The sequence below is a fragment of the Acidovorax sp. LjRoot129 genome (genome assembly GCF_964253765.1).
Classification (GTDB): Bacteria; Pseudomonadota; Gammaproteobacteria; order Burkholderiales; family Burkholderiaceae_C; genus Acidovorax.
Genome location: NZ_CAXUSE020000001.1, coordinates 4,238,426 through 4,260,371 on the forward strand (window position 1 = coordinate 4,238,426; position 21,946 = coordinate 4,260,371).

General features: G+C 66.5%; 17 protein-coding genes. 6 read left to right on the forward strand and 11 right to left on the reverse strand.

The features are described 5' to 3' along the window. Nucleotides 1–205: 205 nt before the first annotated feature. The gene (locus tag ACSQ3Q_RS19480) at nucleotides 206–2,383 is read left to right on the forward strand and encodes a TonB-dependent siderophore receptor (protein ID WP_436135981.1); all 2,178 of its coding nucleotides are present in this window, start codon (nucleotides 206–208) and stop codon (nucleotides 2,381–2,383) included. A 52-nt stretch (nucleotides 2,384–2,435) separates the two neighbouring features. On the opposite strand, the gene ACSQ3Q_RS19485 is transcribed toward ACSQ3Q_RS19480, so the two are convergent. After that, the gene (locus tag ACSQ3Q_RS19485) at nucleotides 2,436–3,959 is read right to left on the reverse strand and encodes a Do family serine endopeptidase (RefSeq protein ID WP_436135982.1); all 1,524 of its coding nucleotides are present in this window, start codon (nucleotides 3,957–3,959) and stop codon (nucleotides 2,436–2,438) included. A 280-nt stretch (nucleotides 3,960–4,239) separates the two neighbouring features. Continuing rightward, a complete protein-coding gene (locus tag ACSQ3Q_RS19490; RefSeq protein ID WP_436135983.1) occupies nucleotides 4,240–5,043 on the reverse strand; it encodes an SDR family NAD(P)-dependent oxidoreductase in 804 nt (267 codons plus the stop codon). A gap of 128 nt (nucleotides 5,044–5,171) precedes the next feature. Here ACSQ3Q_RS19490 and ACSQ3Q_RS19495 point away from each other — a divergent pair, with 128 nt between their 5' ends. Further along, nucleotides 5,172–6,104 (forward strand): LysR family transcriptional regulator, encoded by a 933-nt coding sequence (locus ACSQ3Q_RS19495; protein WP_436135984.1) that lies wholly within the window; start codon nucleotides 5,172–5,174, stop codon nucleotides 6,102–6,104. A 325-nt stretch (nucleotides 6,105–6,429) separates the two neighbouring features. On the opposite strand, the gene ACSQ3Q_RS19500 is transcribed toward ACSQ3Q_RS19495, so the two are convergent. The 8 genes from ACSQ3Q_RS19500 to ACSQ3Q_RS19535 all read right to left on the reverse strand — a co-directional run bounded on the left by ACSQ3Q_RS19500 (nucleotide 6,430) and on the right by ACSQ3Q_RS19535 (nucleotide 15,098). Further along, complete coding sequence (locus ACSQ3Q_RS19500) at nucleotides 6,430–7,560, reverse strand: aldose epimerase family protein (RefSeq protein WP_436135985.1); 1,131 nt, start codon at nucleotides 7,558–7,560, stop codon at nucleotides 6,430–6,432. 11 nt (nucleotides 7,561–7,571) lie between these two features. Further along, nucleotides 7,572–8,534, reverse strand: a complete 963-nt coding sequence (locus ACSQ3Q_RS19505; RefSeq protein WP_436135986.1) for a DMT family transporter — start codon at nucleotides 8,532–8,534, stop codon at nucleotides 7,572–7,574. Between the two features lie 94 nt (nucleotides 8,535–8,628). Next, on the reverse strand, nucleotides 8,629–10,179 hold the full coding sequence (gene garD, locus ACSQ3Q_RS19510) for a galactarate dehydratase (RefSeq protein WP_436137036.1): 1,551 nt from the start codon (nucleotides 10,177–10,179) through the stop codon (nucleotides 8,629–8,631). A gap of 93 nt (nucleotides 10,180–10,272) precedes the next feature. Then, nucleotides 10,273–11,565, reverse strand: coding sequence for a TRAP transporter large permease (locus ACSQ3Q_RS19515; RefSeq protein ID WP_436135987.1), 1,293 nt, complete (start codon nucleotides 11,563–11,565; stop codon nucleotides 10,273–10,275). Nucleotides 11,566–11,782: 217 nt separating this feature from the next. Next, entirely contained in the window at nucleotides 11,783–12,271 is a 489-nt protein-coding gene (locus tag ACSQ3Q_RS19520; RefSeq protein ID WP_436135988.1) for a TRAP transporter small permease, read from the reverse strand. Between the two features lie 68 nt (nucleotides 12,272–12,339). After that, nucleotides 12,340–13,317: a TRAP transporter substrate-binding protein gene (locus tag ACSQ3Q_RS19525; protein WP_436135989.1), complete on the reverse strand. Its 978-nt coding sequence runs from the start codon at nucleotides 13,315–13,317 to the stop codon at nucleotides 12,340–12,342. A gap of 60 nt (nucleotides 13,318–13,377) precedes the next feature. Continuing rightward, nucleotides 13,378–14,271 (reverse strand): SMP-30/gluconolactonase/LRE family protein, encoded by an 894-nt coding sequence (locus ACSQ3Q_RS19530; RefSeq protein ID WP_436135990.1) that lies wholly within the window; start codon nucleotides 14,269–14,271, stop codon nucleotides 13,378–13,380. An 8-nt stretch (nucleotides 14,272–14,279) separates the two neighbouring features. Beyond that, nucleotides 14,280–15,098 (reverse strand): NAD-dependent epimerase/dehydratase family protein, encoded by an 819-nt coding sequence (locus ACSQ3Q_RS19535; protein ID WP_436135991.1) that lies wholly within the window; start codon nucleotides 15,096–15,098, stop codon nucleotides 14,280–14,282. A gap of 131 nt (nucleotides 15,099–15,229) precedes the next feature. Here ACSQ3Q_RS19535 and ACSQ3Q_RS19540 point away from each other — a divergent pair, with 131 nt between their 5' ends. The 4 genes from ACSQ3Q_RS19540 (at nucleotide 15,230) to ACSQ3Q_RS19555 (ending at nucleotide 19,990) form a co-directional block, all read left to right on the forward strand. After that, nucleotides 15,230–15,958, forward strand: a complete 729-nt coding sequence (locus tag ACSQ3Q_RS19540; RefSeq protein ID WP_436135992.1) for a FadR/GntR family transcriptional regulator — start codon at nucleotides 15,230–15,232, stop codon at nucleotides 15,956–15,958. A gap of 311 nt (nucleotides 15,959–16,269) precedes the next feature. Further along, a complete protein-coding gene (locus ACSQ3Q_RS19545; protein WP_436135993.1) occupies nucleotides 16,270–17,370 on the forward strand; it encodes a porin in 1,101 nt (366 codons plus the stop codon). Between the two features lie 226 nt (nucleotides 17,371–17,596). Next, nucleotides 17,597–19,036, forward strand: a complete 1,440-nt coding sequence (locus tag ACSQ3Q_RS19550) for an aldehyde dehydrogenase family protein (protein ID WP_436135994.1) — start codon at nucleotides 17,597–17,599, stop codon at nucleotides 19,034–19,036. Between the two features lie 243 nt (nucleotides 19,037–19,279). Next, complete coding sequence (locus ACSQ3Q_RS19555) at nucleotides 19,280–19,990, forward strand: hypothetical protein (protein WP_436135995.1); 711 nt, start codon at nucleotides 19,280–19,282, stop codon at nucleotides 19,988–19,990. A 165-nt stretch (nucleotides 19,991–20,155) separates the two neighbouring features. On the opposite strand, the gene ACSQ3Q_RS19560 is transcribed toward ACSQ3Q_RS19555, so the two are convergent. Continuing rightward, entirely contained in the window at nucleotides 20,156–21,781 is a 1,626-nt protein-coding gene (locus ACSQ3Q_RS19560; RefSeq protein ID WP_436135996.1) for an ABC transporter permease, read from the reverse strand. Nucleotides 21,782–21,946 lie beyond the last annotated feature (165 nt).

Here is a 21,946-nt window from a genome sequence, read left to right on the forward strand (position 1 = left end):
GGACGGCGGGGGCAGCGCGGACCGTGCGGGCGGTGGGGATGGTTTGCCCATGGCACTGCTGCGCGGTGAAACCGCCGCCATCGCTGCGGCCGATGTGGGCGTGACAGGGCGGCGCCCCAGCACACGTTGGCACCATCCGGCCCCTTGCTTCTGCCACCGATTCAAGTTGTTGTGGATAATAATCATTTTCATTTGCATTCATCAAATGGCCATCCACCACCACCCCTTCCGGGCGCGCCCTGCACGGCCTGCATTCGCACCATCGGCCCTGTGCCTGGCCAGCCTGCTCGCCTGTGCGGCCACCCACGCGCAAGACGCCAGCAGCACCGCTACAGCGCCGCAGTTGGCCGACGTGACCGTGCGTGCCACGGCGCAAGAAGACGCCGCCGACCTGCAGCTGCGCCGCCCGGTGAGCGCCGGTGCGTTGGGGGACCGCACGGCGCTGCAGACGCCCTATTCCACCCGCGTGGTCACGGCCGAGACGATCGAGCAGACATCGCCCAACAAGGTCGGCGACCTGTTCTTTACCGATGCCTCCGTGTCCGACAACAGCGCCAGCGTAGGCGCCTGGGCCAGCTACCTCACGGTGCGCGGGCTGGACCTGGACTGGCAGAATTCGTTTCGCATCGACGGCCGGCCGTTCATCAGCTATGTGACGACACTGCCCTACGAACACATGGAGCAGGTCGAGTTGCTCAAGGGCGCCACCGGCTTCATGTACGGCTTTGGCAGCCCCGGTGGCATGGTCAATTACGTGACCAAGAAACCGACCGCCAGCACCGAGAGCAGCCTGAGCCTGGGCCTGACCTCCAAAAGCCTGTGGCGCGCCCATGCAGACCTGGGCGGACGCGTGGGCGACGACGGCCGATGGGGCTACCGCCTGAACGCCACCCATGAAAACGGCGAGACCTTCAACGATGGGCGGCTGCGGCGCAATGCGCTGTCGCTGGCGCTCGACGCACGCCTGACGCGCGACCTGACCTGGGAGTTCCAGTCGCTGGTCCAGGACCGCCTGTCGCGCGATGCCGAGCCCACCATCACCACCGCGTCGCTCGTGGGCACGCGCCTGCCGTCGCCCATCGCCAACGACAACGGCCGGCTGGTGGGCCCCGGCAACTATGCGGACAACACCTTCAAGTACCTGTCGACCGGGCTCAAGTACCAACTGGCGCCCGACTGGCAGGTGCGCACCAGCTACAGCCACAGCGGCACGCGCACGCGGCGCAATGAATCGGTGCTGGACTTGCTGGACGCGGCTGGCAACTACCGCAACGACCGCTCGGACTACGGCGAGTCCTACCAGTTCAACCACCTCGATGCCGTGCTGCAGGGTCGGCTGACCCTGGGCGGCATGCAGCACCAGCTGGTGGCCGGCGGCGTGTGGCAGCAGCAGGCCAACGACTATTCCGCCAACGGCTTCTACGGCACGGTGGGCACGGGCAACCTGGGCACGCAGAACACGCTGGGCTACGCCAGCCAGGGCGACTTTGCCAGCCTGGGCCTGTACCGCGCGGCCGAGATCACGCAAAAGGCCGTCTTTGTGAGCGACACCATCGACCTCACGCCCAAATGGTCGGCGCTGGCCGGCCTGCGCTACACGCACTACACGCAGCGCGGTTTTGACGGCACGGGCGCCGAGACCTCGCGCTATGGCAAGTCGGGCGTGATGACGCCCTCGCTGGCGTTGATGTACAAGTTTGCGCCGCAGGCGATGGCCTACGCGAGCTACGTGCAGGCGCTGCAGCCGGGCACCTCGGTGAGCAACACCACCTACACCAACTACGGCGCATTGCTCGACCCGCTCAAGAGCAGGCAGTACGAGCTGGGCGTCAAGACCGAGCAGGCCGGCTGGTCCGCCACCGCGGCGCTGTTCCGCATTGAGAAGAAGGCAGAGTACGTGCAGACCACCGGCGGCGCGAGCACGCTGGTGCAGGACGGCCGCTCGACCTTTCAGGGCGTGGAGTTCGCTGCCACCGCGCGCCTGGGCCGCCAGTGGCGCCTGGGCGGCAGCCTGATGGTGCTGGACAGCGAGTACGGCCGGGGCAACGCCAACGTGGGCAACCGCGTGGTGGGTGCGCCCAACCTGGTGGCCACGGCGCAGCTGGCCTACCGCGTGGCGCAGGTGCCGGGCCTGCAGCTCACGGCCGGGGCCAAGCACACCGGCAACACCCTGCTGCGCGCCACGGGCGACCTGCGCACGCCCGCCTATACGCTGCTGAACCTGGGCGCCACCTACGACACAGTGGTGGGCGGGTACGACACGACGTGGCGCCTGTCCGTCAACAACGCGGCCGACAAAAAATACTGGATGTACCAGTACGCCAACTACGTGAAGGCGGGCGACCCGCGCACTGTGAGCCTGAGCGCGACCGTACGGTTCTGAGGGCACGGCCGACCGCACCACGGGTGCGGCCGATTCGGCGCGCCGCACAGCCTCACCCCAGGCGCACCGGCACAAAGATCTTGTTGCCATCGCGTTCGATCAGCAGCGCCACCGACTTGCCCGCCTTGGCCATGGCGGTGCGCACCTGGTCGATGTTCTTGGCCGGTGCACCGTTGATGGCCAGCAGCACGTCGCCCGGCTGCACACCGGCGGCAGCGGCCGGGCCGCGGGCCTGCTCAATGACCAGGCCCTCGCTCACGCCGACCTCGCGGCGCTCTTCAGCGTCGAGCGGGCGCAATGACAGCCCCAGTTGGCCCTTGCCCACGGCGTCGTCATTGCGCGCCTGCTTGCTCGCCTTGTCGCTGGCATCGCCCAGGGTGGCGGTCAGCTCCACCACCTTGCCCTGGCGCCACACCGAGAGCTTGGCCTGCTGCCCGGGCTGGGCCTGGCCCACCCAGGCGGGCAGGTCGCCGGATGCGACGATGGCGTGGCCGTCGATCTGGCGGATCACGTCGCCGGGCTGCAAGCCTGCCTTCTCGGCCGGGCTGCCCTTGCTCACGCTGGCCACCAGCGCACCCTCGGGTTTGTCGAGCTGGAAGGATTCAGCAAACGCCTGATTCACCTCCTGCACCGCCACACCAAGTTGCGCGTGGCGCACCTTGCCCGTGGCGACGATCTGGTCCTTGATCTTGGCGGCCAGCTCGATAGGGATCGCGAACGACACACCCTGGTAGCCACCCGAGCGGCTGTAGATCTGCGAGTTGATGCCCACGACCTCGCCGCGCGCATTGAACAAAGGCCCGCCCGAGTTGCCGGGGTTCACCGCGACGTCGGTCTGGATGAAGGGCACCAGGCTGTCATCGGGCAGCGAGCGGCCCTTGGCGCTGACCACGCCGGCGGTCACGCTGTTTTCAAAACCGAAGGGCGAGCCGATGGCCAGCACCCATTCGCCCACCTGCAGGTCGCGCGTACTGCCCAGGCGCACCACGGGCAGGTCCTTGGCATCGATCTTGAGCACCGCCACGTCGGTCTTGGGGTCCGAGCCCAGCACCTTGGCGCGGAACTCGCGCCGGTCGGTGAGCTTGACCATGACTTCGCTCGCACCCTTGACCACGTGGGCGTTGGTCAGCACCAGCCCATCGGCGCTGACGATGAAGCCCGAGCCCTGGCCGTGCGTGGGCACGTTGGGCCGGCCCTGCGCGCCACCACCGGGAAAGCCGAACTGGCGGAAGAATTCATAAAACGGATCGTTGGGGTCCATCTGCGGGCCACGGCCTTGGCGGGCGGCGGGCTGGCCTTCATCGTCATCATCATCATCGTTGGCCATGGCGGCCTTGGTGCTGCCGGTCACGCTGATGTTGACCACGGCCGCGCCGTTTTGCGCAGTGATCTGCGCAAAGCTGGGCAGCGCGCCCCCCGACGGTGCCGCAGGGGTCTGCGCCACGATGGGCGTGGACGGCGTGATCGCGCGGGCCTGGTGTCCGCTGATGAGGCCGGCGCCCGTGGCGCCCAAAGCGCCCGCGGCCACCAGGGCCAGGATCAGGCGGCGGGGAGTGGATGCAAGCGTGTGGTTCATGGTGTCTGCCTTCTCAATCGGGGTTGCGATGGAAGGCAGTGTGGGCAGCGACACTTAGACGAAACTTAGGCGGAACCGGGAAGCCCTCAGCGCGTGGTTATCTGTGCAGCATCCTGGTTTTCCATCGCGCGACGCACTACCCGAAGCCTTCGACATCGGCGCTGCCTAAGACTAGTGCCACCGTGCAAGGGCCGCCCCGCCGCACCGGTGGCGTCCCCTGCCCGCATCGCGCAGCGATGCGAGAGCGGGGGAAGGCGCGAAGCGACTCAGGGGGTGTTCCCTAGACAAACATGCCACCCGACGCCTCGATGCGCTGGGCATTGACCCAGCGCGTGGCCGGCTGCAGCAGCGATGCCACCAGCGGGCCGATGTCGTCCGGCAGGCCCACGCGGCCCAGGGCCGTCTGTGCGGCGACATAGGCGTTCAGCTCGGCGTTGTCGCGCACAGCGCCGCCGCCAAAGTCGGTTTCGATGGCGCCGGGCGCGACCACATTCACGCTGATGCCGCGCGGGCCCAGCTCTTTGGCCAGGTAGCGGCTCAGCACCTCGATGGCGCCCTTCATGGCGGCATACGCTGCGTAGCCCGGCAGGGCAAACCGCGCGAGGCCCGACGAGAAGTTCAGGATGCGGCCGCCGTCGTTCATCAGCGGCAACAAGCGCTGCGTGAGAAAGAACACGCCCTTCAGGTGCACGTTGACCAGCGCATCGAACTGCGCCTCGGTGGTTTCGGCGATGGGCGCATGCACGCCCATGCCGGCGTTGTTGACCAGAAAGTCAAAGCGTTCGCGCTGCCATTGGCTGCGCAGCGCCTGCTGCAGTTGCTCAGCGAATCCTTCAAAGCTGGCCACATCGCCCACGTCCAGCGGCAGGGCCACGGCGCGGCGGCCCAGCCGTTCGATGTCGGCCACCACGGCCTGGGCTTCGGCAGCTTGCTGGCGGTAGGTCAGCACCACGTCGATGCCGCTTTGCGCGGCAGCCAACGCGGCGTTGCGACCCAGGCCGCGGCTGCCGCCGGTGATGAGAACGATGGGGGTCGAGGAGGACGTTGTGGAGTTGGCGGAGGAGGTCGCGGAGGGGGTTGTCATGGCAGTGTCCTTTGCAGTGTGGAGAGGCCCGGCCACACCCTGTGGCCGGGACTGGATGTCACTGTATTGGCACGTCAAAACAAGATAAACCATGCAAAATAGAATTCATTGTCTATACATAACCAACAATGAACCCTCTAGACCGCATGCAGATATTTGCCCGGGTGGCCGAGCTAAGCAGCTTTACCCAGGCGGCGCAGGTACTGGGCTTGCCCAAGGCCAGCGCGTCCCTGGCGGTGCAGCAACTGGAGGCGCAACTGGGTACGCGCCTGCTGCACCGCACGACCCGGCGCGTGCAGCTCACGCAGGATGGGCAGGCCTACTTCGAGCGCTGCAAGGACCTGCTGGACGACGTGGACGAGCTGCAGGCAATGTTCCAGCAGCCCGCAGGCACGGCGCTGCGCGGGCGGGTGCGCATCGACATGTCCACCGGCATTGCGCGCCAGCTGGTGCTGCCAGCCCTGCCCGAGCTGCTCGCGCACCACCCGTTGCTGGAGGTGGAGCTGAGCAGCACCGACCGCCGTGTGGACCTGGTGCGCGAGGGCTTTGACTGCGTGATCCGCGTCGGCCCCGTGGCCGAGCCCGGGCTGGTGGCGCGCCCGCTGGGCCTGGTGCGCGTGGCCACCTGCGCGAGCCCCGGCTACCTGGCGAAGAAGGGCACGCCCCACACGCTGGCCGACCTGGCGCAGCACGATCTGGTGCACTACGTGAGCACGCTGGGCACCCGGTCGGCCGGGTTTGAAACGGTGGACGGCGACACCGCGGCGTTCCACCCCATGGCCGGGCGCGTCACCGTCAACAGCGCCGAGGCCTACCTGGGCGCCTGCGCCGCGGGGCTGGGCTTGATCCAGGCGCCGCTGCTGGGCGTGCGCGAGCTGATCGACCGGGGGCTGTTGGTGGAGGTGCTGCCCCACCACCCTGCCCCGCCCATGCCGGTGACGCTGATCTACCCCCACCGGCGCCACCTGCCCCAGCGCGTGCGGGTGGTAATGGACTGGCTGGCGGCGGTGGTGCAGGCGCATCTGCAGAGCGAGGCGAATGCGGCGGGCGTGGACGGATGAAGTCCTGGCACTGCAGCAGGCACGACTGGCCATTTGCTACTAATTTGATAGCTACTAGTGCATGATAAACAAGCGCTGGAGCCCAAAAACACTCAAATTTTTCTCTGCTGCGGGCTGACGGTGTCGGCAACGCCGCTGCGCAACCTCGGCAAGCCGTGGCCCACGAGCCTGCGCGGCAGAAGGCGTCGAAGCGAAACGCGCGAAAACCGAGGATCGTGTGGTGCTACCGAGAAGCCCAGGGTGGGCCCCTGGGCGCAGGAGGTAGGACTGCACAAGGCCGGTTTCTCGCGCGTTGCAGCCGATGCTCCTTCTGCTGCGCAGGCTCCTAGCCCGTGAAGCGGTACACGATGGCGCCCTGTACCACGTCACCGGGCAACCACCAGCGCACCGGAAACGCCGGGTGGTTGGGCGCGTCCGGGTATTCCATGGGCTCCAGGCAAATGCCATCGCCCGGCTGCCAGAGCCAGTGGCCGGCTTCCGCGCCGCGGCCCCGGTCACGCACCGGGTCGGCCTGGAGACCGTGGGCTGCGTACACCTGCACCCCGGGCGCGGTGGTCCAGACCTCCATCGCGCGGCCGGTGGTCGGCTCGCTCAGCAGCGCGGCGGGGCGCAGGCCGGCGGGGGTGGTGGGTGAGGCTGGGGCAGCGGTCTGCGCCCAGCCAGCCTGCGGGTGATGTGGCGCGTCGTCCAGCACCAGATAGTGGTCCAGCCCACCCGCGCGCGCCAGCTGCTCATGGCGCGGGGCCACTGCATCGGCAATGCTCCGCGCTTGGCGAAAGTCAAACGGCGTGGCCTGCACCGGTGCCACCGTGCCGACAGGGCAGACGTCGGCCGCCAGCGGCACATACCGGCTGGCGGGCAACTGCAGCCGGTGGTGGTGCGTGGTGCCTGTGCCGGCCAGGTTGAAGAAGGCGTGGCCCGTGGGGTTGAACACCGTGGGCGCGTCAGCCACCTGGGCCGTCCAGGCCATGTGCAGAGCGTTGTCGACCGTGACGTGCAGGTGCAACTGCAGGCGCACCGTGCCGGGCACGCCGTCGTCGTCGGTGCGAAAGGTATGGCTCAGGGTCAGTGCATCGGGCTTGACCCCGTCCACCGTAAACACCTGGAAACGGCTGCCGCGCGGGCCGCCGTGGTGGTGGTGCGGGCCGCTGTTGGTGGGCAGCGCATGCTGTGCGCCACCCGGCAGGGTGAGCACCCCATTGCGCAGCCGCCCGGCCCAGCGGCCGACGAACGCGCCCATGGACTGTTGGCCGCCCTGGTAGCCCTGCAGGCTGTCGTAGCCCAGCGCCACATCCACCAGGCCGCCCTGCCCGTCCGGCACCGCCACCTGCACCAGGCGGGCGCCATAGTTGCTCACCGCCACCTGCAAGCCGCCCGCGCCGCGCAAGGTGAAAAGATCGGTGCGCTGCCCGTGCAGGTTGCGCTGAAACGCTTCGCGTGAAAGGGAATAAGCCATGGGCGCCAAGTCTATTTGGCGGCGGGTGGCACGGCGGGTGGTGCGGCGGAGTTTTTGGCAGGCGCATCGCGCGTCACCAGCCAGATGCCCACACACACCAGCACCAGGGCCAGCAGGTTCTTCCATTCCCACAGCGCCTCGCCCAGGAAGACCGCCGACAGCGCCGCGCCGAAGATCGGCACCGTGAAGTTGAACACCGTGACCTGGCTCACGCGGTTGTGTTTGAGCAAGATGCTCCATAGCGAGAACGCGGCCGATGACAGCAGCGCCAGGTACACCAGCAGCGCGGTGGAGCCCCACGTGAAGCCCGTGAGCGACCCGCCCAGGCCCCAGCCGATGGCCAGCAGCGCCACGCCGCCCAGGCCCAGTTGCCAGCCTGTCATCACCACCGAATCCATGCGCTGCGAGACCTGTTTGCCGTAGATGCTGGCGGCGGCCAGCACCAGGGCGGCGATCACCACAAAGCCTTCACCCAGCAGCGTGAAGTCCATGTCCAGCGTTCCACGCCCCAGGTTCACCACCATCACGCCCACAAAGCCCACCACGCAGCCCCAGAGCTTGGCGTGGCTCAGGCGGTCGTTGTGATAGACCCAGTGCGCCAGCAGCACGCTGAAAAAGGTGCCAGTGGCATTCATGATGGAACCCTTGACGCCCGTGGTGTGGGCCAGCCCCACGTAGAAGAACACGTACTGCAGCGTGGTCTGCGACAGGCCCAGCACCACCAGCTGGCGCGCACTGCCCGCCCCCAGGTTCACGATGGGCTTGCGCTGCGCCAGCGCCCAGGCCAGCAAGATAAGCCCCGCCCCCAGAAAGCGCCACCCGGCAAACACCAGCTGCGAGGGAATGTCGCTCCTGGCGATGCCGAACCAGGCGTAGCCGGTCTTGATCGCGGGGTAGGAGCTGCCCCAGAGCAGGCAGCACAGCAGCGCCAGCGCCACCAGGACCTTGCGGTCGGAAAATCGGGTGTGACCCATGGGGATTCGTGTCTCTCTAGTGAAACAGCCCGTGCAAGGACGGGCTGTGAAGGTGTCTTGCAGCCCGCAGGTGCGGGCGGCCAGGGCTGAAGAATCAGGTCACCGGCGCGGGGTTAAACAGCACCAAGGCGTTGTGCAGCTTCCAGTGCTCGGCCCAGGTCTTCTTGCGGCCACTGGCCACGTCGAGCAGCAGGTGGAACATCTCCCAGCCCAGGTCCTCGATGGTGGCCTCGCCGTCGGCGATCTTGCCTGCGTTGATGTCCATCAGGTCGTGCCAGCGGCGGGCCAGGTCACTGCGCGTGGCCACCTTGACCACGGGGCATTCGGCCAGGCCGTAGGGCGTGCCCCGGCCGGTGGTGAACACGTGCAAATTCATGCCGGCGGCCAGTTGCAGCGTGCCGCAGATGAAGTCGCTGGCGGGCGTGGCGGCGTACACCAGGCCGCGCTGGTCGCGGCGCAGTTTTTCGCCGGGCGCCAGCACATGCGCAATGGGCGCGGTGCCGCTCTTGATGATGGAGCCCATGGCCTTCTCGGCGATGTTGGACAGGCCACCCGCCTTGTTGCCCGGCGTGGTGTTGGCCGCACGGTCCACTCGGCCGCGGTCCAGGTAGCGGTCGTACCAGCCCAGCTCGCGCACTATTGATTCGGCCACTTCGGGCGTGGCGGCGCGGCTGGTGAGCTGCTCGACCGCGTCGCGCACCTCGGTGTTTTCGCTGAACATCACCGTGGCACCGGCGCGCACCAACAGGTCGGCGCAAAAGCCCACGGCGGGGTTGGCGGTGACGCCCGAGAACGCATCGCTGCCGCCGCACTGCACGCCCAGCACCAGCTCGCTGGCCGGGATGGTCTCGCGGCGGCGGGCGTTCAGCCGCGTGAGGTGAGGTTTGGCGCTTTGCAGGATGTCGTCGAGCATCGACATGAAGCCCACGTGGTGGTCGGCCTGCAGGCACACCGTCTCGGGGCCCAGGGCCGCATCGCGCTCGTCGGTGATGGGGAAGCTGCCCGGGGGCAGCAGGCGGTCGGGCTGCAGCTTTTCGCAGCCCAGGCTCACTACCATGACCTCACCGCCAAAGTTGGGGTTGAGGCTGATGTTGCGCAGCGTGCGGATGGGGATGATCGCGTCGGGCGCGTCGATGGCCACGCCGCAGCCGTAGCTGTGCTCGAGGCCGATCACGTCGTCGACGTTCGGAAACAAAGGCAGCAGCTCGGTCTTGATGCGGTGCACGGCCTGCGCCACCACGCCCGCCACGCACTGCACGGTGGTGGTGATGGCCAGGATGTTGCGCGTGCCCACGGAGCCGTCGGCGTTGCGGTAGCCCTCGAAGGTGTAGCCCGTCAATGGCTCGAGCACCGGCGGCTTCACCGTCGCCATGGGCAGGCCTTCCAGCGCGCGGGCCGCAGGCATCTGCAGCAGGCGCTCGTGCACCCAGCTGCCAGCGGCGATGTCCTTGAGCGCGTAGCCGATGGGCACGTTGTAGCGGCGCACGACATCGCCCTGGGCCATGTCGCTGAGCGCCACCTTGTGGCCCTGCGGCACCTTGTCGCGCAGGGTGATGCCGGCGCCCGGCACGCCCTCGGGCAGCACGGTGCCCACCGGCAGGCCACCGTCGTTCGCCACGATGGCCACGTTGTCCGCGGCGTGCATGCGGATGGTGAGGGGGGCTCGCGTCGTGTCGTTCACTTCAAAATCCACTTCAAGGGTTGTGCACGGCCAGCGTGGGGGCCGGCCGTGCCACGCTCATCCACCCGATTTCAGCACCAGGTCTGGCAGCCACATCGAGAACTGGGGCACGTAGGTCACCAGCATCAGCGCCACGATGAGCGCGCTGTAGAACGGCCAGATGGTCTTCATCACCTCGCCCACACTGATGCCCCCGATGGTGCACCCAATGAACTGCGTGGTGCCCACCGGCGGCGTGTTCAGCCCCAGCGCGCAGTTGATCAGGATCACGATGCCGAACTGTTCGGTACTCATGCCGAACTGCTGGCAGATGGGCAAGAAGATGGGCGTGCAGATGAGGATCGTCGCCGCCATGTCGAGGAAGGTGCCCAGGATGAACAGGATGATGTTCACGCACAGGAAGATCACCCATGGCGAAGTGCTCATAGACTTGAGCGCATCGCCCGTCAGCTCGGCCACGCCGTACAGACCGATGAGGTAGCCGAACATCGACGAGATGCCGATCAGCAGCAGCACGGTGCCGGTGGTCTTGACGGCCTTGGACGCGGCCTTGAGGAACTGCTCGCGCGTGAGCTTCTTGTAGACGAAGACCGAGAGGAACAACGCCCAGATCACAGCCACGGAGGCCGACTCGGTGGCCGTAAACGCCCCCGAAAGAATGCCCGCGATGATGATGACCACCACGGCAAGACCGGGGATGGACGCACGGAACGAGATCCACACGATTTCCCAGCCAGGGAAGGTGCCCGCAGGGTAGCCGCGCTTGACGGCCACGAGGTAGGCAGCCAGCAGGTTGCACACCGTGAGGAGCAGCGCCGGCACGATGCCCGCGAGGATCAGCGCCGCAATGCTCACCTTGCCGCCTGCAGCCAGCGTGAAGATGATCAGGTTGTGCGACGTGGGCATGAGCGCGCCCACCAGCGAGGCGTGGGTGGTCACGTTCACCGCGTAGTCGGCGTGGTAGCCCTCTTTCTTCATCTGCGGGATGAGCACGGCGCCCATCGCAGAGACGTCGGCCACGGGCGAGCCCGAGACGCCGCCGAACAGCGTGCAGGCAAGCACATTGCTCATGCCCAGCCCGCCGCGCACGTGGCCCGCCACGCTCTTGGCAAAGTCGACGATGCGGTCGGCAATGCCGCCGTACATCATGATTTCGCCAGCAAAGATGAAGAACGGAATCGCCAGGAACGAGAACGGGTTCATGCCCGAAATCATTTGCTGAAAGCCCACGGCCAGGGGCAGGCCTTCATACAGGATGGTGGCCAGCGACGAAAGGCCGATGGAAAACGCCACGGGCACGCCCAGCAGCAGCAGCAGCGTGAAGGTCACGCACAGAATGGTCAACGCCATGATGGTGGAATCTTTATTGGAACGTTAGGGTGCTGGGCAACATGCAGGGAATGCTTCGATCGTCCCCGGGGCGCTTCGCATGAGGCGGGCGTGACCCAAGCCAGGGCAGCCGAGCCAGGGCCGCCCCGCCGCGAGGGCTGCGTCCCCCTGCCCGCATGGCGCAGCCATGCGAGAGCGGGGGGAAGCGCCGAAGGCGCTCAGGGGGGTGTACTTCATCTCAGTGCCAGGCGGGCTCGACCTCTGTGCCGCGGACCAGGGCGATGATGTGCTCGAGCGAGAACATCGCCACCAACACGCCGGCCAGCGCGGGGGGCACGTACTTGAACGCTTCGGAAATACCGAGCGTGGGAATCTTGTAGGGCGCCACGGATTCGGCCAGCACGCCGCAGTTCCAGGCCATGACCACGCCGAAGATCAGCACCAGCACGTGGATCACGATTTCAAGCTTGTGGCGCAGCCAGTCGGGCGCGAGCACCAGAAACGATTCCAGGCCGATGTGGCCCGCGTCCCGCACGCCTACCGCCATGCCCAGCATGGTGACGTACAGCACCAGCAGCACCGCGCCACTCTCGGCCCAGGTGGGGGTGTTGTTGAAAACGTAGCGGCCAACGACCTGGTAGAGCACGGCGCAGACGAGCAGGACCAACCCGCCGACGCCCAGCTGGAGGCAGGTGCGCGCGATGAAAGCGCAAAGACGCGTGTACATAAGAAACATTCAGAAGGCAAAAATGGAATGGGCCCCTGCGCACCGCAGTGCGCTGGGGCTCGTGCAAATTACTGCACTGCGTCGATGCGCTTGACCATGTCCTGGAGCTTGGGGTCCTTCAGGAACTTGTCGTAGACGGGCTTCATGGCGGTCTTGAACGCGACCTTGTCGATCTCGACGATCTGCGCGCCGCCGGCCTTCACCGTGGCCAGGGACTTTTCTTCACGCTCGTCCCAGATCTTGCGCATGAAACCCACGGATTCCTTGGCGGCTGCGCGGATGGCCTTTTGCTCGTCGGCGCTCAGGGTGTCCCACACGCGCTTGCTGAACAGCAGGATCTCAGGGGCCATCGAGTGTTCGGTCTTGTTGAAGTACTTGGCGACTTCAAAGTGGCGCGAGCTCTCGTAGCTGGGGTAGTTGTTTTCGGCAGCGTCCACCAGGCCGGTCTTGAGCGCGGTGTAGACCTCGCCAAATGGCATCGGGGTGGCGTTGGCGCCCATGGCTTCGAGCAGCGAGACCCACAGGTCGCTCTGCTGCACGCGCACCTTCAGGCCCTTGACGTCGGCCAGGGTCTTGACGGGCTTCTTCACGGTGTAGATCGAGCGGGCGCCGCTGTCATAGAACGCCAGGCCGACAAAGCCCTGGGATTCGCAGTCCTTCAGGATCTCGTCGCCAATGGCGCCGTCGAGCACCTTGCGCATGTGTTCCTTGTCGCGGAACAGGAAGGGCATGGTGGGCACCATGGTGGCGGGGCAGATGTTGTTCATGGGCGCGACATTGACGCGCGTCATGGCGATGGCGCCCAGCTTGGTCTGCTCGATGGTGTCCTTCTCGATGCCGAGCGAGCCCTTGGCGTACACACGGATGGTGTGCTTGCCGCCGGTGGCCTTGGACAGCGTCTCGCCCATGTGGCGCACGGCCAGCACGGTCGGGTAGTCCTCGGGGTGGATGTCGGACGAGCGGAACTCCGTGGCTTGCGCGGTCAGGCCGCCAAGCAGGATGCTGGCAGCCAAAGCGACACGGCCAAACAGATGGGGGGTTTTCATGGTTGTCTCCTGGTTGAGGTGTTGTGTGTGAATGCGGGAGGAGGAAGGAGCAGCGCGGCTTCAGGTGCTGCGGTAAGGTGTCTCGGCCAGTCCGGCCACGCCCGGGCGGGTGGCAAAGATGGCGCCGCCCAGCGCGACGTCGTCGCCCTGGGGCTGGCCCGGGCGGATCGAGGTGATGAACAGCACATCCAGCCCCGGGCCGCCAAAGCTGCACATCGAGGGCTTGCTGGTGGGCACGGTGATGGAACGGTCCAGGCGGCCATCGGGCGTGAAGCGGTGCACCACGCCTGCGTCGTTGCCGCAGATCCAGTAGCAGCCTTCGGCATCCACCGCGCCGCCGTCGGGACGACCAGGCACATCGCGCATGTCGACAAACAGCGAGCGCTCGCCCAGCGAGCCGTCGTCATGGAGCGGCAGCGTCCAGATCTGCTGCACGCTGGGGTGGCTGTCGCTCAGGTACATGGTTTTGCCATCGGGGCTGAAACCCAGGCCGTTTTGCGTGACCAGGCCCGACACCTGCGGCGCAGACAGCGCATGGGAATCCATGCGGTAGAGCCCGCCGGCGGGCTGCGCCAGCGACATGTCGCGCACCATGGTGCCCGCCCAGAAGCGGCCCTGGCGGTCGCAGCGGCCGTCGTTAAAACGCATGCCGGGCTGCGGGTGGTCCACACCCGCCAGCCGCGTGGCGGCCAGCGCGCCCGAATCATCGAGACGCAGGTGGAACACGCCCGTGTCCATACCGGCGATCAAGCCGCCGGCCGAATGCAGCGCGATGCAGGCGGGCCGTTCGCTGGTCTCCCAGCTTCGCACTTGCTGGTCTGCGTAAGTCCAGCGGTGCAGCTTGCGGCCTTCGATGTCGACCCAATACAGTGCCTGCTCGGCAGGGCTCCATACGGGACTTTCGCCCACCTGATCGCGGTGGTCGGGCAGCAGCAGGTCCACTTGTTGGGTCATCTGCGCGCTCATTCGAAAGGACCGGTGCGCACAAAGGGGCCACCCTGAAAGATCACGGCGGGGTCGGTCAGGTCGGGGTGCGGGTCAGCCGCCTCGACCTTGGCGCGGAAGGGCTCGGAGCTGTCTTGTGGGCGGTAGCCGATGTGGCGGGCCAGCGTGTTGTCCCACCAGGTGGTCGTGTTGTCGCCCATGCCGTAGATGATGCTGTGGCCGACAACGGGTGCGGTCAGGCTGGCGACGACCAGGCGCTCCAGGTCGTCGTAGCTCATCCAAGTGGCCAGCATGCGGCGGTTGCGCGGCTCGGGGAACGACGAGCCGATGCGCAGGCACACGGTCTCGATGCCGTAGCGGTCGAAGTAAAAACGGGACAGGTCTTCGCCGAACGCCTTGGACAGGCCGTACAGGCCGTCGGGCCGGGCCGGGTCCTTGAGGCCCACCACTTCGTCCTGGCGATAGAAGCCGGTCACGTGGTTGGAGCTGGCAAACACCACACGCTTGACGCCCTGCTTGCGGGCGGCTTCGTACAGGTTGTATGCGCCAACGATGTTGGCTTGCAGGATCAGGTCCCAGGGTTGTTCGGTGGACACGCCACCCAGATGGATCACGGCATCCACGCCCTCGAGCAGGGTGTGCACCGCGCTCGCGTCTTCCAGGCGCACGGGCCGCACTTCCTCGCCTGCGGCCTCAGCGCCCAGGTCGGCGATGTCGGAAAGGCGCAACGTCGTGCAGTACGCCTTCAGTCGCGATCGCAGTTCCTGGCCCAGCCCCCCTGCAGCACCGGTCAGGAGCAGGCGTTGAAAACGAATGGGCGTCGGATGGCAAGGCATGGCGGTTACAAAAGCAGAGGTTCTTGGTACAGTGGCAACAGTCTTGCTGCACGTCATCAGTTGTCGTACAACAGAGAAAGAGCAATGTACCGCTTCTGCCCCAAGAGGCCACATAGGGATAACACCGAGACATGAACACCGATACCGAGCTTCGCCGCAAGCCCCGCACCCTGGCCCTGGAGCTGGTCGAATCCCTGGGTGACCGCATCCGCGCCGGCCGTCTGGCGCTGGGTGACAAGCTGCCGACCGAAGCCGCCATCATGACGGAGTTCAACGTGAGCCGCACCGTGGTGCGCGAGGCGATTTCCAAGCTCCAGGCCTCGGGATTGGTCGAGACGCGGCACGGTATCGGCACCTTTGTGCTCGGGCTCGGCCAGGCCCCGGGATTCAAGATCACGCCCGAACAGTTCAGCACGTTACGCGACGTGATTGCGGTGCTGGAACTGCGCATCGGCGTGGAAACCGAGGCCGCCGCCCTGGCTGCCCAGCGCCGGTCTGAAGAAAACCTCAAAGCCATGCGCGAGGCGCTGGACGCCGTGGCCACCGCGGTGGACGCGGGCCGCGATGCGGTGGCGGCGGACTTCCAGTTTCACCTCGAGATCGCACGCGCCACGCACAACAGCCACTTCGCAGAACTGATGGGCACGCTGGGCAGCATGATCATTCCGCGGGCCCGGCTGGAATCGATAGAAGGCGTGAGCGATGAGCGCCGCCAGTACCTGCGCCGCGTCAACGGCGAACACGAAAGCATCTACGACGCCATCGCCGCCCAGGACCCGGACGGCGCCCGCGCGGCCATGCGCACCCACCTGGCCAACAGCCGCGAACGCCGCCGCCGCGCCCAGGCCGAAGCCAGCTGATCCACTCACCGGGGCCGTCCGTTCGCGACGGCGTCCTGGCGGCGTCTCCCCCGTTGAGGCAAGGGCTTGACCAACGCAGATAAGTAGTAACCCGAGGCGCCTAGTTACATCTCTTGTTGTACGATGACATACAACATGCCTGCTCAGCCGGAGGCGGCCTACCCGGCTGCCGCAGTGCGTCTTCTCACCTTTGAAGCCCGCCCCACCGTCTGCTGACAAGCGCCCCAGCACTGGCTGCGCCGCGTTCCTGCGCGGCGTCGGCCCTGCACACCAAGACCATTGCTTCAAAAGAAATTACGAGGAGACAACACGTGAACAAGACTTTTCTGCGCGCCTCTGTCCTGGGCGGCACCACCACCGCCCTGCTGGCATTTGCGCCCCTGGCCCAAGCCCAGTCCAGCGTGACGCTGTTCACCCTGGTGGACGCCAACGTGAGCCACTACAGCGCCGGCTCCAAGTCGGGCGCGGGCAGCCAGACGGCGATGAACGACGGGACGACCAACGGCCTGAACGGCTCGCGCTGGGGCGTTCGCACCACCGAAGACCTGGGCGGCGGCCTCAAGGCGGGCGTGCTGCTGGAAAACGGCTTTAACGTTGACAACGGCACCTCGGGCCAGGGCGGGCGCGCGTTCGGCCGCCAGGCCTTTGTGTGGCTGTCTTCGGCCAGCGTGGGCGAGCTGCGCCTGGGCCGCCAGTACATCCTGGAAGACTCGGTGATGGGACTGAGCAACCCGTTCACCAACGCACTGACGCTGAACCCCGGCACGGGCGTGACCAACGCCGGCAAGGCCCTGCCCCTGTGGCTCAACGCACCCCGCGCCGACAACGTGATCCAGGTGCAGACGGTGAACTACAGCGGCTTTCAGGCCGCAGCACAGGTGGCGCCGGGCGAGAAGACGGCCGACCGCTTCTACGGCGTGAAATTGAGCTACAGCCAGGGCGCGCTCAACACCGCGCTGTCGTACGAATGGAACCGCTCGCGCACCACGGGCGACAACGTGAACAAGTCCCTCACCGTGGCGGCCAACTACAACTTCGGCCCCGTCAAGGTGCTGGGCGGCGTGCAGCGCAACCGCGACCTTGTCACCACCTCGGTCAACGGCGCCTTCACCGGCAACAACCTCACCGTGACGGGCGACAGCACGTTTGCCATGGACCGCAGCGACGGCACCACCATCGGCGTGGAAGTGCCCGTGACCCAGTGGGTGCTGCTGGGCGCCAACTACACCCGCGTGAAATACGCCAACGCCGCAGGCCAGAACAGCACCCTGGGCAAGATCGCCTTTGGCGCGCGCTACGCCTTGTCCAAAAACACCTTCCTGTACGCTTCGGTGTCGCAAGCCACCGGCGACCTGAAGGACTACATCAGCCAGAAGGGCGTGACGCAGGTCGGCCTGCGGACGGCGTTCTAGTGTGGTGTTGCATGCTTGAAGGCACATTTGAAACCGATGGATTTTTGGTCAGGGCAAGGCGCAAACCACAGCGATACCCGCAGGTATCGCGAGGATTTGCAACGCAGCCATGGCCGAAAAGGCGCGGTTTCAAGTGCCAGATAGCGTGCAAGACCACACCAACTTCCCGCCCGTGCCCGGCGCTGCCGGGCACGTTGTCATTTTTCTCACTCACACCACCATAGCCATGCATGCAAATCTGATTGGCGGCACCTGGACCGAAGGCGCCCGCACCTACCAAAACACCAACCCCTCGGACACGCGCGACGTGATCGGCGACTACGCCGTCGCCAGCCGTGAGCAAACCCTGGAAGCCGTGTCGGCGGCGCATGCGGCTTTCCCCGCGTGGAGCCTGTCCACGCCCCAGCAGCGTTTTGACATCCTGGACGCAGTGGGCAACGAGATCATTGCGCGCAAGGCCGAGCTGGGCGACCTGCTCGCCCGCGAAGAAGGCAAGACCCTGCCCGAGGCGATCGGCGAAGTGGGCCGCGCGGCCGCCATCTTCAAGTTCTTTGCGGGCGAGGCTTTGCGCCCCGGCGGCGAGCTGATCCCGTCGGTGCGCCCGGGTGTGGGCATCGAGATCACGCGCGAGCCCCTGGGCGTGATCGGCATCATCACGCCGTGGAACTTCCCCATCGCCATCCCGGCATGGAAGATCGCACCCGCGCTGGCCTACGGCAACTGCGTGGTGTTCAAGCCCGCCGAAGTGGTGCCGGGCTCCGCCTGGGCGCTGGCCGACATCCTGCACCGCGCGGGCCTCCCAGCCGGCGTGTTCAACCTGGTGATGGGCCGCGGCGCTGAAGTGGGCCAGGTGTTGCTCGAAGACGAGCGCATTGCCGGCGTGAGCTTCACCGGATCGGTGGGCACGGGCCAGCGCGTGGCGGCGGCCTGCGTGCCGCGCGGCGCCAAAGTGCAATTGGAAATGGGCGGCAAGAACCCCTTTGTGGTGCTCGATGACGCTGACCTGGCCGTGGCCGTGGGCGCCGCCGTCAACAGCGGTTTCTTCTCGACCGGCCAGCGCTGCACCGCCAGCAGCCGCGTGATCGTGACCGAAGGCATCCACGACCGCTTCGTGGCCGCCGTGATCGAGAAGATGAAAACCCTGAAGGTCGACGACGCCCGCAAGGCCGGCACCGACATCGGCCCCGTGGTGGACGACCGCCAGCTGGCGCAAGACCTGGAATACGTCGGCATCGGCCAGCAGGAAGGCGCCAAGCTCGCCTTTGGCGGCGAAGCCCTGGAAAAGAACGCCGATGGCGCGCCCGGCTACTACATGCGCCCCGCCCTGTTCACCGAAACCACACCCGGCATGCGCATCAACCGCGAAGAAATCTTTGGCCCCGTGGTCAGCGTGCAGCGCGTGAAGAACTACGACGAAGCGCTGGCCCTGGCCAACGACACGCAGTTTGGCCTGGCCAGCGGCATCGCCACCACCAGCCTCAAGCACGCCACCCACTTCAAGCGCAACGCGCAAGCCGGCATGGTGATGGTGAACCTGCCCACGGCCGGCGTGGACTACCACGTGCCGTTTGGCGGCCGCAAGAGCAGCAGCTACGGCCCGCGCGAGCAGGGACGTTACGCCGCCGAGTTCTACACGACGGTGAAGACGGCGTACACGCAGGCATAAAGCCAGCACGAGCGCCCGAACCGGGGCGCGCACCACCGGTGCGCGGTGAAAATATGGTCAGAATGGCTGCTAGCGCTTATCTATAAAGCGCTAACAGCTATTTTTTTGATAGCATTCCAATCTGAAGACATCCTGCTGCTCACGTGGTCACTGGGCAGTGATTGGCTGGAAGCAGCCTAGCTTTGGAGAGCTTCGGCGAAGTACACCACGCGAAGAGATAGTCCCGCCACTGGAGAAAATCAAGTGACAAAGCCCTGGTTCGCTGCGGTAGCAGTCCTGCTTTTTTCTAGCAGCGCGGTACAAGCGGCTGAAGGCCTAGCCCCATCCACCCTCACCCAAGTCGAAGTAACCAGCTCCGAGCTGGCGGTGGCCTTGCGCGACATTAAGAAGACGCTGTCCGCCCCCCGAACTCCGCTTGCTTTCGACAATGGCGCCACCGCGAGCAACTGCGCACAGTATTCAAACTTGTTGCCCGCAAGTTCGCCCGACGAGTCCGTGCGCAATGCCGAAATCCGAGCCGAATACTTGGTGTGCGACGCGGTTCGCTTGATTTCTAGCGACCCGTTTTTAGTGGGCAATCGCCTATTGCCCGCCCACGCGGCCAAAGCTCTTTTCGAGCGCTTGGATCTGCGCTCTTTCCCGTCCTCGCTGCGCAACCGCGCCGACAGTCAAAGCCACACGCTGAAGGCCCTGTTGGCGCCTGGCACGGTAAAAATGACCAGAAACACTGTGGAGATAGAAACGAGCGAGCAGTTCTTCAGTCTGCAAATTGTTGGCGTGGTCCGCCGCCCAGTCGCAGGGGGCAGGATGAAAACACGCCCGGATGAATGGATTGTTTGGATCGGTGATGAGATCAAGGACGGCAACTACAAGTCTTATCGCACCTTGATCGTGACCCCGCCGAGTCGGTCGTCCGGCGGGGCATACACGGGGTCAATCTACCCTGCTCCGTAAGCCACGATGCCTGTACTGCCAAGCCGCAGGCTCCACGTTGAGGGCAAGAGAAACTGGAGTGCACCGAATATCAATAGCGCACCCCCTTTGCCCTGACCCCTTACCGCTACAGCGTTAGGCCGATACGCTACTGCGCCCCCGGGGCGCATGTGCGTGCCGCGCGAGCTAATTCCTGCTGCGCAACGTCCGGCTCAACAAAATCACCGGCACCAGCCCCACCGCCACCAGCGCCAGCGACGGCAGTGCCGCCTCGCCCAGGCGCTCGTCGCGCGCCAGCTGGTAGGCCACGACGGCGAGGGTGTCGCTGTTGAAGGGCCGCAGCACCATGGTGGCGGGCAGCTCTTTCATCACATCGACAAACACCAGCAGCGCCGCAGCGGCCGTGGAGCGCTTGAGCAGCGGCCAGTGCACGCGTGCCAGCAGCCGCGTGCTGCCGGCGCCGAGCATGCGGGCCGACGCGTCGAGGCTGGGCGGAATGCGGGCGTAGCCGCTTTGCATGGACTGCAGCGCCACCGCGCAAAAGCGCACCAGGTAGGCCCACACAATGCCGAACGCCGTGGCCGTGACGAGCGCGCCGACGCCCCACTGCGGCACCGCGGCTTGCAGCCAGCCCACGGGCAGCAGCAGGCCGACCACAATCACGGCGCCGGGCACGGCGTAGCCCACGCTGGCCAGCTGCACCACGCCGCGGGTGATGCGGTCGCTTTGGCGGCGCACGGCAAAGGCCAGGGCCAGCGCCACGGCCACGGCCAGGCCGGCGGTGATGGCGCCAAGCCGCACGCTGTTCCAGGCCCAGTCGGCAAACCGTTCCCACGGCAACACGGACCAGTCAGCCGCCAGTGGCCGCAGCATGAAGAGCACCGGCGCCACAAATCCCATCACCACCGGCAGCAGGCAAATGGCCCATGCGGCCCCGCAACGTGCGCCGCGCAGCCGCACCGGCTGGGCTTCGGCCGAGCCCGCCCGGCCGCCGCCGGCTGCAAATCGCATGCGCTTTTGTGCGCGGTGTTCCATGTGCAGCAGCAGCATCACCAGGACCAGAAGGATGGTGGCCAGCTGCGCCGCGGCCAGCCGGTTGTCCATGGACAGCCAGGCCTTGTAGATGCCGGTGGTGAAGGTCTGGATGCCGAAGTAGCTGGAGACACCAAAGTCCGCCAGCGTCTCCATCAGCACCAGGGCTACGCCGGCCGCCACCGCCGGGCGCGCCAGCGGCAGCGCCACCGTGCGGATGCGGCGGGGCAGCGGCGCGCCCAGCAGCCGCGCGGCTTCCATCAGGTGCGCCGCGCGCTCGCCCAGCGCGGTGCGCGCGAGCAGATAGACATACGGGTAGAGCGAAAAGATGAACACCCACACCGCGCCGCCCAGGCTGCGCACCTCGGGCAGCAGCCGGCCTTCCAGGCCAAAGGTGTTGCGCAGGCCCACTTGCAGCGGCCCGCTGAACTGCAGGAAGTCGGTGTACGCATAGGCCGTGACATAGGCCGGCATGGCCAGTGGCAGCAGCAGCAGCCATTCGAAGGTGCGGCGACCGGGAAAGTCGAACAGCGTGACCACCGCTGCCGCGCCCGTGCCCACGACGGCCGCGCCCACTGCCACCAGCATGCTGAGCCACAGCGTGGTCCAGATGTAGCCTGGCAGCACGGTGGCGGCCATTTCGCGCAGGATGGCACCGGACTGCGCGTTGCCCTGGCCCCACGGCAACCACGACGCCAGCACCGCCAGCACGGGCAGCACAAGGAATCCGGCCAACAGGATCAGCGGAATGGAACGAAAGGCGAAGGAAGTGCGGCGCAAGGTGAGAGCGTGTGAGGCACGGTGGGTGGCGTGCCCGGGACAACGGGGGAAAGGCTTGGCAACCGGGCTCGGACGCCACGAAAGGGAAACAGAGCCTGCGACCCGCAGCGACGAGGCCGGCGGTTCCCTCGTCGCAAAGTCACAAACAACCGCCAGCGAATGCAA